The sequence below is a fragment of the Flavobacterium sp. SP2 genome (assembly GCF_057626655.1).
The window spans coordinates 649,961-666,418 of sequence record NZ_JBVHBT010000002.1 but is presented as its reverse complement, the minus strand read 5'-3'; the positions used below and the strand labels follow the sequence as shown (position 1 = coordinate 666,418).

Here is a 16,458-nt window from a genome sequence, read left to right as displayed (position 1 = left end):
AAATGATACAAGTAAACAATTTATCAAAAACATATAACAACGGAGTAAAAGTATTAAACATTACCAACCTTGAAATTCCAAAAGGACAAAGCTTTGGATTGGTAGGAAATAATGGCGCAGGAAAAACTACTTTTTTCAGTTTGCTATTAGATTTAATTCAACCTTCAACAGGATTCATAAAAAACAATTCCATCCAGGTAAATACTAGCGAAGCTTGGAAACCATTCACAGCAGCATTTATTGACGAAAGTTTCCTTATCGGATATTTAACAGCTGAGGAATATTTTTATTTTATTGGCGATTTGCGTGGTCAGAATAAAGCTGATGTTGATTCACTTTTAGCAAAACACGAAGAATTTTTTAATGGAGAAATCTTGAAAAGTAAAAAATACTTGCGTGACTTGTCTAAAGGAAATATGAAAAAAGTAGGAATCATTGCCGCTTTAATCGGAAATCCTGAAGTTGTAATTTTGGATGAACCATTTGCCAATTTAGATCCAACTACTGTAAATAGGTTAAAGAAAATAATCAAAGAATTGTGTGATAATCCGGAAGTTACCGTTTTAGTTTCTTCTCACGACTTGGTTCATACCGTTGAAGTTTGCAACAGAATTGTAGCTTTAAACAAAGGTGAAATTGTAAAAGACATCGAAACATCACCAGAAACTTTAAAAGAATTAGAAGCATTTTTTGCAGTTTAAAATATAATCGGCTTGACTACGATTTTTTTCGTGGTCAAGCTATTCGTTTCAAACTTTTAAATTGATTTTCAAGACAATTATAAAAAGGATTTTCATTGTTGTCCTTCCTGCATCAATGTGCTTACTTGTAAGGTAATTATAAAAAATAACAGCTTAAAATTTTACCATATCAAAAAGAAACGTACTTTTACCAGTCATTTATACTAAAACCGACTTTTTTAAGTTAATGATTAAAACGTTTTTTACCTTGAAAACCACTACATTAAAATATACATTTACCTTTGTAACACTAGCCTTTATTTTGGCTTGTTCTACTAAAAAAAACAATTTTGTTTCAAGAAATTCTCATGCACTAAGTACTAAATATAACATTCTCTACAACGGAGGAATTGCATTAGACAAAGGTATCGAAGATTTAAAATTGCAATACAACGACAACTTTTGGGAAACGCTTCCTGTTGAGCGCATGCAAGTTTCAGAGCAGTTTTTACCAGGGCAAACTCAAAATGCAAATTTTGATAGAGCCGAAGAAAAGGCTACCAAAGCCATTCAAAAACATTCTATGAATATCGATGGTGGCGAAAAGAACAGCCAAATGGACGAAGCTCATTTAATGTTGGGAAAAGCGCGTTATTACGATCAACGATTTGTGCCGGCGCTAGAAGCTTTTAATTACGTTTTGTATAAATATCCAAACTCAGATAAAATATATGAGGTAAAAATTTGGCGTGAAAAAACTAATATGCGCATGGATAACGATGCATTAGCTATTACAAATCTTCGAAAACTTTTAAAAGAAATAAAATTTAAAGATCAAATTTTTGCCGATGCCAATGCTACTTTAGCGCAAGCATTTTTAAATTTAAAAGAAAATGATAGTGCTATTGCCAAACTTAAAATTGCTACCGATTATACCAAACTCAATGAAGAAAAAGCGCGCTACCGATTTATATTGGGACAAATTTATGATCAAGTAGGTTATAAAGATAGCGCTTTTGCATCTTTTCAAGAGGTTATCAACATGAAACGAAAATCTTCTCGAGTGTATGTTATTCAAGCACATGCGATGCAAGCACAACAATTCGATTTTAAAAATGGCGATACTACACTTTTTTTAAAAAAATATAGAAATTTGTTGAAGGACAGAGAAAATCGTCCATTTTTAGATGTATTGAACCATCAAGTTGCTTTGTTTTATGATAAATCTAAAAACACTAAGGAAGCTGTTAAATATTACAACAAATCGTTACGCGCCAATCCTAAAGATCAATATCTAGTTGCATCCAACCACCGCAATTTAGCCGAAATTTATTTCAACAAAGCCAAATACGTAACTGCTGGAAAATATTACGATAGTACCTTGATTTCATTAAAACCTAGAACAAGAGAGTTTAATTTAATTACCAAAAAAAGAACCAATCTTGAAGATGTAATTAAATATGAGGGTATTGCGCAGATTAATGATAGTGTCTTAAGAATTGCAGCAATGTCAACTTCTGAAAGAAATCAGTACTATCAAGATTATATTGATAAATTAAAAAAAGAAGACGAAGCCAAACGCAAGTTAGAATTAAAAGAAGCAAAACTTAGAGAACAGCTTGAAGCAAATAATAATGGCGACTTTAAATCGGATGGTAAAGGTTTAGATTCTAATCTTCCTCCTGCTGACAATACTATCAAAACGAATTTTGGAAATACTACCGGAAGTACTTTTTATTTTTATAATCCAGCTACAGTTTCTTACGGAAAGTTAGAATTTGTAAAAAAATGGGGTAAACGTAATCTGGTAGAAAATTGGAGATTGTCGAGCGAGAAGAAGCAGAATTCAGAAAACGAAACGGAAGAAATTTCAGAAAATGATCCAGATGGAAAAAATGGAAACACGAAAGAAGTTGACGAACGCTACACTACTGATTTTTACACAAAAGGCATTCCTATAGAAACTAAAATTTTAGACAGTTTATCTAAAGAAAGAAATTTCGCTTACTATCAATTGGGTGTAATTTATAAAGAGAAATTTAAAGAATATCAAAGATCTGCTGATAAGCTAGAAAAATTATTAGCCAATAATCCAGAAGAACGATTGATTTTACCGTCAATGTACAACTTATATAAAATTTACGAAATCATAGATAAAGATAAAGCTGCAGCTATGAAATCGAGAATAGTATCTGATTTTCCAGATTCGCGTTATGCACAAATAATAAGCAATCCAAACTCTAACGCTGCATTAGCAACTTCACCAGAAATAGCCTATGATAGTATTTATAAAGAATACGAAGATGGATTATTAAGAGAAGCATTAATAAAAACTGAATTGGCAATCGAACAGTATACAGGTGAAGAAATCGTTTCTAAATTTGAACTGTTAAAAGCCAATTTAATAGGTAAATTAAAAGGTGTAGCCGAGTATAAAAAAGCATTAAACTACCTTGCGTTAACCTATCCTAATAGTGAAGAAGGCAAAGAAACTGAAGTTTTTATTAATACAAAAATCCCGTATTTAGAGTCATTAAGTTTCAATTCAGAATTTCCAACCTCTTGGAAAATTATATATGTTGCAGATAATTTGGAAGATAAAAATACTATTGCCTTATTTGAAAAGTTATCAAAGTTTACCAAAGAACGCACCATCGAAAGATTAACATTGTCCAAAGATATTTATACAATAGATAAAAATTTTATTGTAATCCACGGAATTAAAACCAAAGAAAGCGCGATAGGAATTTCACAAGTATTAAAAGATTTTAAGGAATATAAAATTCAGGATACCGCTTACGTAATTGCTACAGAAAATTATAAAGTAGTTCAAATTAAAAAGAGTTTTGACGAATATAGTACTGGAGATTGGTTAAACAAAACTATCACACCAGTACAACGAAATTTAGCAATTACAACTGTAGAAGAGGCAAAACCAAAAGTGGTTACTATTGAAGAAGTTAGAAAATCATTGAACGCAACAAAAGCAGAGCCTAAACCAAATGCTAATCAGTCGCAACAAGATCCTGTAAATAATCAGCAGCAGCTCAATCAGCAGCAACAACAGCAAAGTAAAGGCGATTCAAGATTTAATGATAGTGCTGCACCACCAGGTGTCAATATTGGTCCGCCATCTCTTGCGCCAAAAAAATAAATGTTATGTTTGATAAAAAACCAAAGTCATACACCGATTTATTAGGAAAAACTAATAGAATAGTCGAAGGAACAGTTATTGAAGGTACAATAACATCACCTGCCGATTTTAGATTGGACGGACATTTAATTGGAAACTTTCATTCAAAAGGAAAGCTTGTAATTGGTCCAGCAGGAAGTATAAAAGGGGATATCATTTGTAAAAACTGCGATATTGAAGGAAAGTTTGAAGGAAAAATTCAAGTTACAGAAATCTTAAACCTTAAATCGAAAGCCAGTATTCACGGAGAAGTTATTTGTGGAAAATTATCAGTAGAACCTGGAGCCGAATTTTTCGCAAGTTGCGAGATGAAACCCAATGTAAAAAACTTATTACCAAATGGAGGACAGCAATCCGAAGAAAAAACAGCGTAACAAGTGGTTGGCGTTAATCAACATTCCCATTCAGATGGGCGTAATCATTTTTATATTTGCTTATGCCGGAAAATGGTTGGACGAAAAATATCCAAATCCTAAAGAAATTTACACTAAAACTATAACATTATTAGGCGTTTTCTTAGCATTGTATAATGTGTACAGGCAAGTTAAAGATCTTGGTAAAACCGAAGAATAACTCGAATGAAACTTCAAATTTTTAAAACCCTAATTGCTACTTTGTCTGTAGCAATTGTATTTTTTTTTATCAATAGAATAATTTTACAAAGCGATTTTTTTTCATCAAATTTTAAATTGTTTAGCACATCATTAGAATTTATATATTGTATTCTAACCCTTTTTTCTGTCATAATTTTGACTACATCAATTGTTGTAAATTCAAAAAATAAAGATGTTGTAGGAATGACATTTATGCTCATGACAACTGTAAAAGTTGGTGTTTTATATTTTATTTTTCGCAACATTGTATCTTCTAGCTATGAAAATTCGGTGGAAAGAGTCAATTTTTTTATAGTATTTATTCTTTTTTTAGCAATGGAGACGTTAATAGCTATTCGATTATTAAATAAAAAGCAATAATCAATCGTTAAATCTGCAAATTCAATTAAAAAAATATTTTAATCTACTTGGAATATTAATAAAAAATGTACCTTTGCACCAAATTTTAGAAACCTTAAAATTTAAGTAAAATAAAGTTATGGTGATTTCAAAAAAACCACTCCATTTTATCGCAGCATTGCTAGTAGCATTTATGCCATTAGTTTCCAGTGCAAATCCTACAAATGATTCAACTGCTGTTGAAGCTCACGAAGTTGCAAAAACTGAAGGTGCTTCTCATGAAGAAGTAGCGAAGTCGCCAGAAGAAGAAAGAGCTGAATTTATTCAACACCACTTATTAGATTCTCACGATTTTCACCTTTTTTCTTATGGAAAAGAGTCAGGACATGAAAAGCATATTGGCTTTTCGTTGCCAGTTATTTTATGGGAAGATGGATTACATTTCTTTATGTCATCTGAGTTTCATCATGGTGAAGCCGTAGCAGAATCAAACGGTAAATATTTTGCTATAAATCATCATAACGGTATGATTTATAATACAGATGCTAAAGGAACTTTCAATGTTGACGATAAAGGTCATACTACAAATACAAAACCTATAGATTTTTCTATTACAAAAAGTATTGTAATGATTCTAATTGTCGCTCTAATTATGTTATTATTATTTAGAAACTTAGGAAAATCTTATAAAAATAATGGAGGTATTGCTACTGGTGCAGGTAGATTTTTTGAGCCTTTAGTTCTTTATATTAGAGATGAAATAGCTATTCCAAATATTGGTGAAAAACATTACAAGAAATATATGAGTCATTTATTGACAGTATTTTTCTTTATCTGGTTTTTAAATATGTTTGGTTTAACGCCACTTGGAGTAAATGTTACAGGAAACATTGCAATTACTGCTTCTTTAGCTATCATTACGTATCTGATCACAACCTTTACAGCTAATAAAAATTATTGGGGTCATATATTTTGGATGCCTGGTGTACCAGTGCCAATGAAAATCATATTAGCACCAATTGAATTTTTAGGAACAATCATTAAACCATTTTCGTTAATGATACGTTTGTACGCTAATATGTTGGCTGGTCACGTTGTATTAATGAGTATTATTGCATTAATGTATACTTTTAACAGCCCAATAGGAAGTCCGCTATCATTTATATTAGCTTTTGTATTGTCAATTTTAGAAATTTTGGTTGCTTTGTTGCAAGCTTACATTTTTACTATGCTGACTGCGTTATATTTTGGCGCAGCTAAAGAAGAGCATCATCATGAAGAAGCTCATTAATAAATTGAATGTTTAATTAAATATATATACATTATGGAAGGAACTCTTAACCTTGTTGGAGCTGGATTAATCGTTATTGGTGCTGGTTTAGGTATTGGTAAAATTGGTGGATCAGCGATGGATGCAATTGCACGTCAGCCAGAAGCTTCAGGAAAAATTCAAACAGCTATGCTTATTGCAGCAGCGCTTATTGAAGGTATTGGTTTTGCAGCGTTATTCGCAGTAAAATAATTAAAACAAACAACTGTTGTAACGGTTGGTTACAACAGTTGTTTATTAATTTTCAAATTCTAATTTAAGAATACATATATATGGAAGAATTATTAGGTCAGTTTTCGTTTGGTTTATTTATTTTGCAAACAGTATTGTTTGTTGGATTGATTCTATTATTAAAAAAATTCGCTTGGAAACCTATTCTTGATTCGGTTAACGATAGAGAAGAAGGAATTAAAAATGCATTACTTTCTGCAGAAAATGCAAAAAAAGAAATGCAAAATCTTCAAGCAGATAACGAAAAATTATTGGCAGAAGCAAGATCAGAGCGTGAAGCAATGATGAAAGATGCTCGTGAAATCAGAGAAAAAATGATTAACGATGCTAAAGCGGAAGCAGCGGCTCAAGGAGAAAAAATGATTGAGCAAGCGAAAGCTGCAATTGCTTCTGAGAAAAATGCAGCTATGGCAGAATTGAAAAATCAAGTTTCATCTTTGTCATTAGAAATTGCAGAAAAAGTATTAAGAGACGAATTATCTAACAAAGAATCTCAAACTAAATTGGTTGAGAAAATGTTGGGTGACGCTAAATTAAACTAATCAATATGTCAAGAGCAGCGATTAGATACGCCAAAGCAATATTAGAATTTGCAACCGAAGCCAAAAAGGCCGAAGCTGTAAATAATGATATGAAATCAATTGTAAAAGCAATTGAGGAAAGCAGCGAGTTGAAAGAATTTTTATCGAATCCAATTGTAAAACAAGACATTAAAAAATCAGCTTTGCTTGAAGTTTTTGCTTCGGTTGAACCTGAAACTAAAAAAATGTTCGATTTACTTTTAGAAAACAAAAGATTTGAAATCCTTCATTCGATTGCTTCAGAATATAACAACTTATTTGATGTTACTAATGGTGTTCAAGTTGCAACTGTAACAACAGCTTTTGCAATTACACCAGAATTAGAAAAACAAGTTTTAGCAAAAATTGCTACTTTTTCAGATAAGAAAATTACCATTGAAAATATAGTAGATGCATCAATTATTGGTGGATTTATCTTAAGAATAGGCGACATGCAATACAACGCATCTGTTGCTAGCAAGTTACAAGAATTAAAAAGAGAATTTGCTAATTAATTAGAATATGAAAAATATTAATTTTATAGCTTTAATTCTGTTTTCTTGTTTTTCTTTGTCTTGTTTTTCTCAAAAAATAAAATTAAAAAAAGGAGAAGTTTTAGTAGATGAAGTTGTATGGTTAAAATACCAAGATTGTGGTACTTTTCAATCTACATGTTCACTTCTTAATAAGGAAAATGAAGAAATTATTTTTTTTAAATTTATTTCTGTAAAAGGAGCAGAACCAAGAACACAAGCTAATCCAGAAGGAACACTAAGATATGTAGAGATAAGTTTCTTAGGTGAAAAGAAAAAAATTGAAGTTCAAAAAACACAAAAAGATTGCATAGAGTTACTGTACAATGCAAAAGTAGTTAACGAAGATGGAACACTTAATTCTGAAAAAGTGGAACGTTTGGTAGAAAAATACGGAAAAGAATTTTCAGATAGATTATAAATAATAGTATTACCATTAAAGATATATCAAAATGGCGGAAATTAAACCAGCTGAAATTTCAGCAATATTAAAACAACAATTATCAGGTTTTGAATCTGGTGCATCGTTAGAAGAAGTAGGTACTGTACTACAAGTAGGTGATGGTATCGCTCGTGTTTACGGATTATCAAATGCTCAATATGGTGAGTTAGTTCAGTTTGAAAACGGACTAGAAGCTATCGTATTGAACTTAGAAGAAGACAACGTTGGTGTTGTACTTTTAGGACCATCTACTGGAATCAGAGAAGGTTCAACTGTAAAACGTACACAACGTATTGCTTCTTTAAAAGTTGGTGAGCAAATCGTAGGTCGTGTTGTAAACACACTAGGTGAGCCAATTGATGGTAAAGGACCAATTGGTGGTGAACTTTTTGAAATGCCATTAGAAAGAAAAGCTCCTGGAGTTATCTTTCGTCAGCCAGTAACAGAACCTTTACAAACAGGTATCAAATCTATCGATGCGATGATTCCAGTAGGAAGAGGACAACGTGAGTTGGTTATTGGTGACCGTCAAACAGGTAAAACTACCGTTTGTATCGATACTATCTTAAATCAAAAAGAATTTTACGATGCTGGTCAACCAGTATTTTGTATATATGTTGCAATTGGGCAAAAAGCTTCAACTGTAGCTTTGATTGCTAAAACATTAGAAGAAAAAGGAGCAATGGCCTACACAACTATTGTTGCTGCAAATGCTTCTGATCCTGCGCCAATGCAAGTTTACGCGCCAATGGCCGGAGCTGCAATTGGAGAATATTTTAGAGATTCAGGTCGTCCTGCATTAATTATTTATGACGATTTGTCTAAACAAGCTGTTGCTTACCGTGAGGTTTCTCTTTTATTAAGAAGACCACCAGGTCGTGAGGCTTATCCTGGAGACGTTTTTTACTTACACTCTCGTTTATTAGAAAGAGCTTGTAAAGTAATTGCCGATGATGATATCGCAAAAAACATGAACGATTTGCCAGACAACTTGAAAGGTATCGTAAAAGGTGGTGGTTCTTTAACTGCTTTACCAATTATCGAAACGCAAGCTGGCGACGTATCTGCTTATATTCCAACAAACGTAATTTCGATTACAGACGGACAAATTTTCCTTGATGGAGATTTATTCAACTCTGGAGTTCGTCCTGCAATCAACGTAGGTATTTCGGTATCTCGTGTTGGAGGTAACGCACAGATTAAATCAATGAAAAAAGTTGCTGGAACATTAAAATTAGACCAAGCACAATTCCGTGAACTAGAAGCTTTTGCTAAATTTGGTTCAGATTTAGATGCAGTTACTTTAAACGTAATTGAAAAAGGAAAACGTAACGTTGAAATTTTGAAACAAGCAGTAAACGATCCGTATACTGTAGAAGATCAAGTTGCAATTATCTACGCTGGTTCTAAAAATTTATTGAGAAATATTCCTGTAGAAAAAGTAAAAGAATTCGAAAGAGATTACATCGAATTTTTGAACAACAAACACAGAGATACCTTAAATGCGCTTAAAGCAGGTAAATTCACAGATGAAATTACCGATGTTTTAGAAAAAGTAGCAAAAGAATTATCAGCAAAATACTAATAATTAAGTCAAAGGTTGTAAAGTCAAAAGTCTTAAAGTCATTTAATTGATTTCTAGAAACTTTCGACTTTATAACTTTCGACATTAGACTAATATAAAATGGCAAACTTAAAGGAAATACGTAATAGAATTACTTCTGTTTCATCAACGATGCAAATCACATCTGCGATGAAAATGGTTTCTGCTGCAAAGTTGAAAAAAGCACAAGATGCAATTACAGCTATGCGACCTTATGCCGAAAAATTGACAGAATTATTACAAAATCTTTCTTCAACTCTTGAAGGAGAAGTTGGTGGCGATTTTACCAAACAACGCGAGATTAACAAAGTTTTGATCGTTACTATTACATCTAACAGAGGTTTAGCTGGTGCATTTAATACCAATGCAATCAAAGAGGCTAAAAACCGAGCAGATTTTTATGCGGGAAAACAAGTTGATGTTTTTGCTATTGGTAAAAAAGGAAATGATATTTTAAGCAAAACCAATACTGTAATTGCAAATAAAAGTACAATATTTGATGATTTAACATTTGATAATGTAGCTGAAATTGCTCAAATTTTGACAGATAAATTTACATCTGGAGCATACGATAAAATCGAAATTGTGTACAATCAGTTTAAAAATGCTGCCACACAAATTGTTCAAGTAGAACAGTTTTTACCGCTTGCACCAATAAAATCTGATCAACCAGTTTCTTCAGGTGATTACATTTTCGAACCATCAAAAGAAGAAATTGTAGAAACTTTAATTCCTAAGATGCTAAAAACACAATTGTACAAAGCAATTCGTGATTCATTTGCATCTGAACACGGAGCGCGTATGACTGCAATGCACAAAGCAACAGACAACGCAACCGAACTGAGAAATCAATTGAAATTAACTTACAATAAAGCGCGTCAAGCTGCAATTACTAACGAAATCTTGGAGATTGTTGGTGGAGCCGAAGCCCTGAAAGGATAATTTTTAGTTCAAATAAATTCATAAAGAGTCAACAGTAGTTGGCTCTTTTTTGTTATTTTTATATCTGAATACAACCAAAAAATGAAATTACAAGTTTTATCATCTGTCCAGGAAATGATTTCACAAATAGAAATCATAAAATTTCTATATCCAAACATGACTATTGAACGATATGAAGGTTTTCTTTCGGATATGATTCCAAAAAATTACAAACAAGTTGCAGCTTTTGATGGAGCAACTTGTGTGGGATTAACCGGTTTTTGGTTTGGAACCAAATTATGGACAGGAAAATATATCGAAATTGACAATTTTATAGTCCATCCAGAGTATCGAAAAAAAGGTATCGGAAAATTATTAACTCAATTTATAGATGAGAAAGCCAAAGAATTAGATTGTACTTGTGTTGTTTTGGATGCGTTTACAGGAAACTTTGATGCACATAAATTTTACTATAATCAAGGTTATGTTCCAAGAGGTTTTCATTTTATTAAAACAATTGATGAGAACGGATTCTCTTAATTTTAAAGGAATTCTCACAATTATAAAAATTTCTATCTAAAAATTAGTAACTTTTTAATCATATATTCGTATAACTTTAACATTACCTATTTATCTAAAAATAAAATCTACCAAATGGCAAAAGAAAATTTTAATTGGAAAAGTCTTTTTGTAAACGAAGAAGCAGAGAACACTTCAAAACAAGAAACTGTTAACACACCAATTTCCGATGTAAATAAATTTCCAGAAAGTCCAAACACATTTCAACCAACCGAAAGCGCAACCAACAATCCTTTTCTAAACGAAATTTTTGCTGTCTATGAAAAAGGTTTTGAATCCTTAAATCAAACTGGATTTGACTTTTATGAAATGTATAAATCGGTAATTTCTGTGGGAGCAACCAATCCACAAAGCTATCAAATGGCTTTTACGATGGGAAAAACGATCAACCCACAATTGTCAAAAGCATTTCTTTTAGAAAAAAGTAAATACTATACAGATGAAATTGAAAAGGTTCATGCTAAATATGATGCTACAGGAAATTCTAGAAAGAAAGATTTAAATGATGCAATCACAGCCGAAAAAGGAAATCTAACAAGAACGATAAGTGACTTAGAATCTAAAATCGCTCAACTTCAAAATGATTTGCAAAAAAACAAAGCCGAACTTGAAAAAATAGACTTTAAAAATAAAGAGCAGTTCAGCGAAATTCAACTTAAAATCGAAGCTAACAATTTAGCCAAAAAGAAAATTTTAGATTCAATTAATACAATCGTAACCGGTATCAATCAATACTTATAAAATCAATGGATAAATTTGCACAAGAAAAAACAACACTTTTAGAACTTCCAATTCTTAAACATTTTGATGAGTCTAAAGGTGAAATTGCATTAAGTTCAAACGCATTAAAAAAAGGCGAAAAATCTATCTTTTGGATTCTAGCTCTCGGACTTTTAGGAGTGGGTGGTTATCTAACCTGGACGTACATCATTCCGCCGTTATTCACAATGTTGGGTCAAGCAATTGCATTGTCGGCAACTGGAGTTTTTCTAATTTTTTTAGTGATGATGTTTCCAGTGATTATGAAAGGTTTGCGTTTTATGACCAAAAATTTGCACAAAGCTTTAATTCAGAGCAATCCGTTTAATGAATTGGAAGAGCAAAAACAGAAAATGGTAAAAAACCGTGAAGTTTTTAAAAACACCAAAGCCAAGTTGAAAGGTTTGAAAAACGAAATGGAAATTGAAGCTACAAAATCTGAAAAAGAAGCCAAATCATTTCAAGAAGAAGTTTTGAGTTTGCAACGTCAATCCGAAAAATTGAAATCTGCCATGGATGAAATGGTGCGAATAAATGGTGTAGCTGCAAAAGATACTGACGAATATGTTGCTTTACAAAGTGAATTAGCAAGAAAACTTTCCGATTCGCAACGAATTTCAAACCAATACGAACAAAGCAAAAGTTTCATCCAAAAATATGGCGTTAGAGCCAATGTTCTTGGTAAAATGGACAGAAAATTAACCCTTGCCGGAACTGCAATTGATATAAAAATTGCCGATTTTGATGCCACAGTCGTAATGCTAAAAAAGGAATTCGAATTTGCTAAAAACGCGAAAGAAGCAACGGAAAGCGCCAAAAGTGCAATGATGTTCACCAAAGATTGGGAATTAGAATATGCATTAGAGGTCGTTACATCAACAATTGCTCTCGATATTGCTAGAACATCTGAAAACCTAATCGATATTGATGCATTAACATCTAAATATTCTGTAGATAATGATGAATTGTATTCAAGATTGGATTCGTTGGCAGATCAAATTAAAACTGGTGACAACACCATTCCAGATTCTACTAAATACACAAGTCCAAATTATAAAATCACTAAAGACGATAAGTTGAACAGTGGTGGTTTTGGAGATATTTTTTAACTGAAAACAAAAACAAATTAACTTTTAAATACAAATGGGAAAAATTTTACGAACAACTAAATTAACCACTTTTTCTGAGCTTTTAATAGTTCTTGGTGGAGTTGGAGCAATTTTAACTGCAGTTTATTTTATTTCACCAGGTTTGAAAACCGCAGTTTCTAAACAATTAAATGGAATAGAATTAAACAGCACAGATGTAAACAACGTAACCAACGCGGCCAAAATAGCATTGCCATCTAAAGAAATTTCTACTGAAGTTAAAGACAAACCTTTAGTGAGAATAGCAGGTTATGCTTGGAACGGACAATCTGGAATTATAGTTTCTAATGGTGGTCCAAAAACTACCAAAGGTTCATTAATGGAAAAAAACGGAGTAAATCTTGAAATTATTCGTCAGGATTGGCTTTCAGAACTTCGTAACATGCAAATGAAATTTATTGAAGAATTTGATAAAGGTGAAGCTTTTCCAACATCAGATAAAAGTGTTTTTGCAATTATGATTATGGGTGATGGTGCGCCATTTTACATCAGTTCGGTGCAAAAATCATTAGATGAAAAATACGGAAAAGACAAATACCATCTACAAGTTATGGGTGTTGTGGGTATGAGTTACGGTGAAGATAAATTAATCGGTCCACCAAGTTGGAAATCTAATCCAAAATCTATGAAAGGTGCCGTTATTTCTACTGTTCTTGGAGATGGAGATTGGGTAACGACTGTTAATTATTGTTTTGCAAATGGTTTAAAAGTAAATCCAGATCCAACAACGTACGATGCTGATGCTGTAAATATTTATCCATCAGAAAATGATGATTACATGAAATCGGCAGAAGAATTAATAAAATCGCAAACTACAGGATGGACAGTTTCTTTAAAAGAAGTTGTAAACGGAAAACTTACAGGAAAATCTGTTAACAGAAAAATTGACGGTTGTGCAACTTGGACACCTGGTGATAAAACAGTTTTTGACAAACTTACAGGATTTGTAGATATCGTTTCTACAAAAGAATTCAACAACCAAATGCCAACTGCGATTATCGGAGTTAAAGAATGGGCAGCTAAAAATCCAGAAATTGTTACCAATATTCTAAAATCGGCATTGACAGCTTCCAATCAAATGAAGAATTACGAAGATTGGAAAGTTAGAGCTTCTGAAGCAGTTGCTGATACGTACCAAATTGAAAATGCAGAATACTGGTACAAAATGTTCAAAGGACAACAAGGAACTAAAAACGGTTTGACGTACAATATGGGTGGATCAAAAGTATTTAATTATGCTGATGCTATGCAATATTTTGGATTGTCTGATGGCGTTAACCGATACAAAGCGGTTTACAATCAAGTTGGAACGTATTTAACAGAATTGAATCCGTTTGGATTTAATGAAAATGTTGGAAAAGTTGTTCCTTATGACGAAGCAGTCAATTTATTTTATCTAAAAAACATCAACGATATTGAATCTTCTGCGGCAGATAAATCAGATTATTCTGCAAAAGCTACTGAAGTTATGGCTTCTGGAGAATGGCAAATTAACTTTAGTTCTGGAAGTGCCGAAGTGTTAAGCAATTCATCTAAAGATTTAGAGAGAATTTACAACTTGCTGATTCAGGCTGAAAACTCTAAACTGACAATCGTTGGTCATACCGATAATGTTGGTAATCCAGATTCAAATTTATCATTGTCTAAAAACAGAGCACAATCGGTTGTGGATTATTTAACACAAAAAGGAATTCCTTCCAATCGTTTCCAATTAATTGATGGAAAAGGTCAAAACGAACCAATTTCTGACAACAGTACTGCGAGCGGAAAAGCTAAAAACAGAAGAGTTGTAGTTACGTTCTTAAAATAATTTTTTATTCAATAACTAAAAGCTACTTATAATTTTAAGTAGCTTTTTTTAACTCTTTTTTTGATGTTAAAATATTTTATCCCTTTTGAAAACACAACCAAAATACAACGAACTATCATCTTAGTTTCTTGGGTTGTTGTATTATTTGCAATTTGGTTTATAGGTTCGTCTGGAACCAAACATTTGTTTCCAACGCCAAGCCAAGTACTAACAGGTTTTTCAGAATTGTACAAAGAAGGATTGGTAGTTCATGTTTTTCAATCGCTAAAACTTTGTTTTCTGTCTATCATTTTAGCAACTATTATTGCTTTGTTATTTGCCTATTCTTGGCCAATTCCGTTAATGAAACCTGTAGCAGAATTTGTAACAAAATTTAGATTTTTACCTTTCACCGGATTGTCATTTTACATCACATTAATGGTGCATGACGCCAGAAATATGCAAGTTTGGATCTTGGTAATTTTCTTGACAACGTTCTTGACCACATCTTTAATTGCAGTTATTAAAGACATTCCGCAAGAAGAATTTGATCATGCCAAAACCTTAAAATGCAACCGTTGGGAAGTTCTTTGGCAAGTAATAGTTTTAGGAAGAATCGATTATGTGATTGATGTAATTCGTCAAAATTTAGCCATTACTTGGATGATGCTAGTAACGGTAGAATCAATTGTAGTAGCTTCTGGAGGATTAGGATTTTTAATTAAAAATTCTGATAAATTCATGAATCACGGTCGAATTATTGCTTTGCAAATCATTATCCTTTTAATAGGATTGGGATTGGATTGGTTCTTCAATTTTTTAAGAAAATCAGTATTCAGATATTCAAAAATATAACGCTATGGAATTCGAATTTAGAGAAACACTTTTGTACGTTGAAAATCTTAGCGTAGTATACGATGGCGTAACAATTATTAAAGATGTTAGTTTAATTGAAAAAAACGTGGTTAGACCAAAACATGATAACACCGGACAAGTTATTGCCGTTGTTGGAAGATCGGGACGCGGAAAATCTACGTTTTTTAAAACATTAACTGGTTTAGTTCATCCAAATACAGGTAAAATTTTAATCAAAGATTTTGAAAGTAAGGAGCTAAATGCGGCAAAACCTGTAAGTGAAGGTGACATTGGATTTGTAGATCAAAAGTATACGTTGTTCCGACATAAAACGGTTCTTCAAACCTTGAAATTTGCGTTGAGAAAGACCACTTTATCGGCTCAAGAGCAAGATGCTAAAATTGAAAATTATATTAAAGATTGGGGATTGGAATCGTGTAGAGACAAATATCCAAACGAACTTTCTGGCGGACAAAGACAACGAACAGCTATTATTGAACAGCTTTTTTCATCTGATAAATTAATTGTTTTAGACGAGCCCTTTTCAGGTTTAGATATCGGAAATATTGAAGAAGTGAAGAAATCATTTGATTTGTTAAGTTCATCACACGATTTAAATACGGTGATTTTTTCGACACACGATATTGAATTAGCAATTGAATTGGCTCAAGCGATTTACGTAATTGGTTATCCAACAGTCGGCGGAAAAAAGCAAACTTATGGAAGTATTGTAGCCAAATACGATTTGCGTGAAATGGGAATTTGTTGGAAAGATAAATGTGAAGATCACGATAAATTGTACAAAGAAATTGCGCTTCAAATGATGAATTCGTAAATTTAAAAACAAATAAAATTCTAAATCCTGCAAGGTCTTCTTTTGAT

General features: G+C 32.3%; 17 protein-coding genes. All 17 read left to right on the top strand.

Annotation, left to right across the window (positions count from 1 at the left end):
- Nucleotides 1–2: 2 nt before the first annotated feature.
- The 17 genes from ACZ098_RS07385 (at nucleotide 3) to ACZ098_RS07305 (ending at nucleotide 16,411) form a co-directional block, all read left to right on the top strand.
- Nucleotides 3–701 (top strand): ABC transporter ATP-binding protein, encoded by a 699-nt coding sequence (locus ACZ098_RS07385; RefSeq protein ID WP_487311100.1) that lies wholly within the window; start codon nucleotides 3–5, stop codon nucleotides 699–701.
- Between the two features lie 247 nt (nucleotides 702–948).
- Nucleotides 949–3,834, top strand: coding sequence for a type IX secretion system periplasmic lipoprotein PorW/SprE (porW, locus tag ACZ098_RS07380; RefSeq protein ID WP_487311099.1), 2,886 nt, complete (start codon nucleotides 949–951; stop codon nucleotides 3,832–3,834).
- A gap of 5 nt (nucleotides 3,835–3,839) precedes the next feature.
- The gene (locus ACZ098_RS07375; protein ID WP_487311098.1) at nucleotides 3,840–4,247 is read left to right on the top strand and encodes a bactofilin family protein; all 408 of its coding nucleotides are present in this window, start codon (nucleotides 3,840–3,842) and stop codon (nucleotides 4,245–4,247) included.
- Entirely contained in the window at nucleotides 4,213–4,446 is a 234-nt protein-coding gene (locus ACZ098_RS07370) for an AtpZ/AtpI family protein (protein ID WP_487311097.1), read from the top strand. The genes ACZ098_RS07375 and ACZ098_RS07370 overlap by 35 nt, the downstream gene beginning before the upstream one ends.
- A 519-nt stretch (nucleotides 4,447–4,965) precedes the next feature.
- Entirely contained in the window at nucleotides 4,966–6,117 is a 1,152-nt protein-coding gene (gene atpB / locus ACZ098_RS07365) for a F0F1 ATP synthase subunit A (RefSeq protein WP_487311096.1), read from the top strand.
- A gap of 33 nt (nucleotides 6,118–6,150) precedes the next feature.
- A complete protein-coding gene (gene atpE / locus ACZ098_RS07360) occupies nucleotides 6,151–6,348 on the top strand; it encodes an ATP synthase F0 subunit C (RefSeq protein ID WP_395065510.1) in 198 nt (65 codons plus the stop codon).
- Between the two features lie 80 nt (nucleotides 6,349–6,428).
- Nucleotides 6,429–6,929: a F0F1 ATP synthase subunit B gene (locus ACZ098_RS07355; protein WP_487311095.1), complete on the top strand. Its 501-nt coding sequence runs from the start codon at nucleotides 6,429–6,431 to the stop codon at nucleotides 6,927–6,929.
- Complete coding sequence (gene atpH, locus ACZ098_RS07350; protein WP_487311214.1) at nucleotides 6,929–7,462, top strand: ATP synthase F1 subunit delta; 534 nt, start codon at nucleotides 6,929–6,931, stop codon at nucleotides 7,460–7,462. Before ACZ098_RS07355 ends, atpH begins: the two co-directional genes overlap by 1 nt.
- A 7-nt stretch (nucleotides 7,463–7,469) precedes the next feature.
- A complete protein-coding gene (locus ACZ098_RS07345) occupies nucleotides 7,470–7,901 on the top strand; it encodes a hypothetical protein (protein WP_487311094.1) in 432 nt (143 codons plus the stop codon).
- 31 nt (nucleotides 7,902–7,932) lie between these two features.
- Nucleotides 7,933–9,507 (top strand): F0F1 ATP synthase subunit alpha, encoded by a 1,575-nt coding sequence (gene atpA, locus ACZ098_RS07340; RefSeq protein WP_487311093.1) that lies wholly within the window; start codon nucleotides 7,933–7,935, stop codon nucleotides 9,505–9,507.
- 99 nt (nucleotides 9,508–9,606) lie between these two features.
- A complete protein-coding gene (atpG, locus tag ACZ098_RS07335; RefSeq protein WP_487311092.1) occupies nucleotides 9,607–10,467 on the top strand; it encodes an ATP synthase F1 subunit gamma in 861 nt (286 codons plus the stop codon).
- 81 nt (nucleotides 10,468–10,548) lie between these two features.
- On the top strand, nucleotides 10,549–10,986 hold the full coding sequence (locus tag ACZ098_RS07330) for a GNAT family N-acetyltransferase (RefSeq protein WP_487311091.1): 438 nt from the start codon (nucleotides 10,549–10,551) through the stop codon (nucleotides 10,984–10,986).
- A 114-nt stretch (nucleotides 10,987–11,100) separates the two neighbouring features.
- On the top strand, nucleotides 11,101–11,766 hold the full coding sequence (locus tag ACZ098_RS07325) for a hypothetical protein (protein WP_487311090.1): 666 nt from the start codon (nucleotides 11,101–11,103) through the stop codon (nucleotides 11,764–11,766).
- Between the two features lie 5 nt (nucleotides 11,767–11,771).
- Entirely contained in the window at nucleotides 11,772–12,893 is a 1,122-nt protein-coding gene (locus tag ACZ098_RS07320) for a hypothetical protein (RefSeq protein WP_487311089.1), read from the top strand.
- 34 nt (nucleotides 12,894–12,927) lie between these two features.
- Nucleotides 12,928–14,742 (top strand): OmpA family protein, encoded by a 1,815-nt coding sequence (locus ACZ098_RS07315; RefSeq protein ID WP_487311088.1) that lies wholly within the window; start codon nucleotides 12,928–12,930, stop codon nucleotides 14,740–14,742.
- Nucleotides 14,743–14,805: 63 nt separating this feature from the next.
- Nucleotides 14,806–15,576, top strand: a complete 771-nt coding sequence (locus ACZ098_RS07310; protein WP_487311087.1) for an ABC transporter permease — start codon at nucleotides 14,806–14,808, stop codon at nucleotides 15,574–15,576.
- Between the two features lie 4 nt (nucleotides 15,577–15,580).
- Nucleotides 15,581–16,411: an ATP-binding cassette domain-containing protein gene (locus ACZ098_RS07305; protein ID WP_487311086.1), complete on the top strand. Its 831-nt coding sequence runs from the start codon at nucleotides 15,581–15,583 to the stop codon at nucleotides 16,409–16,411.
- Nucleotides 16,412–16,458: the final 47 nt, after the last annotated feature.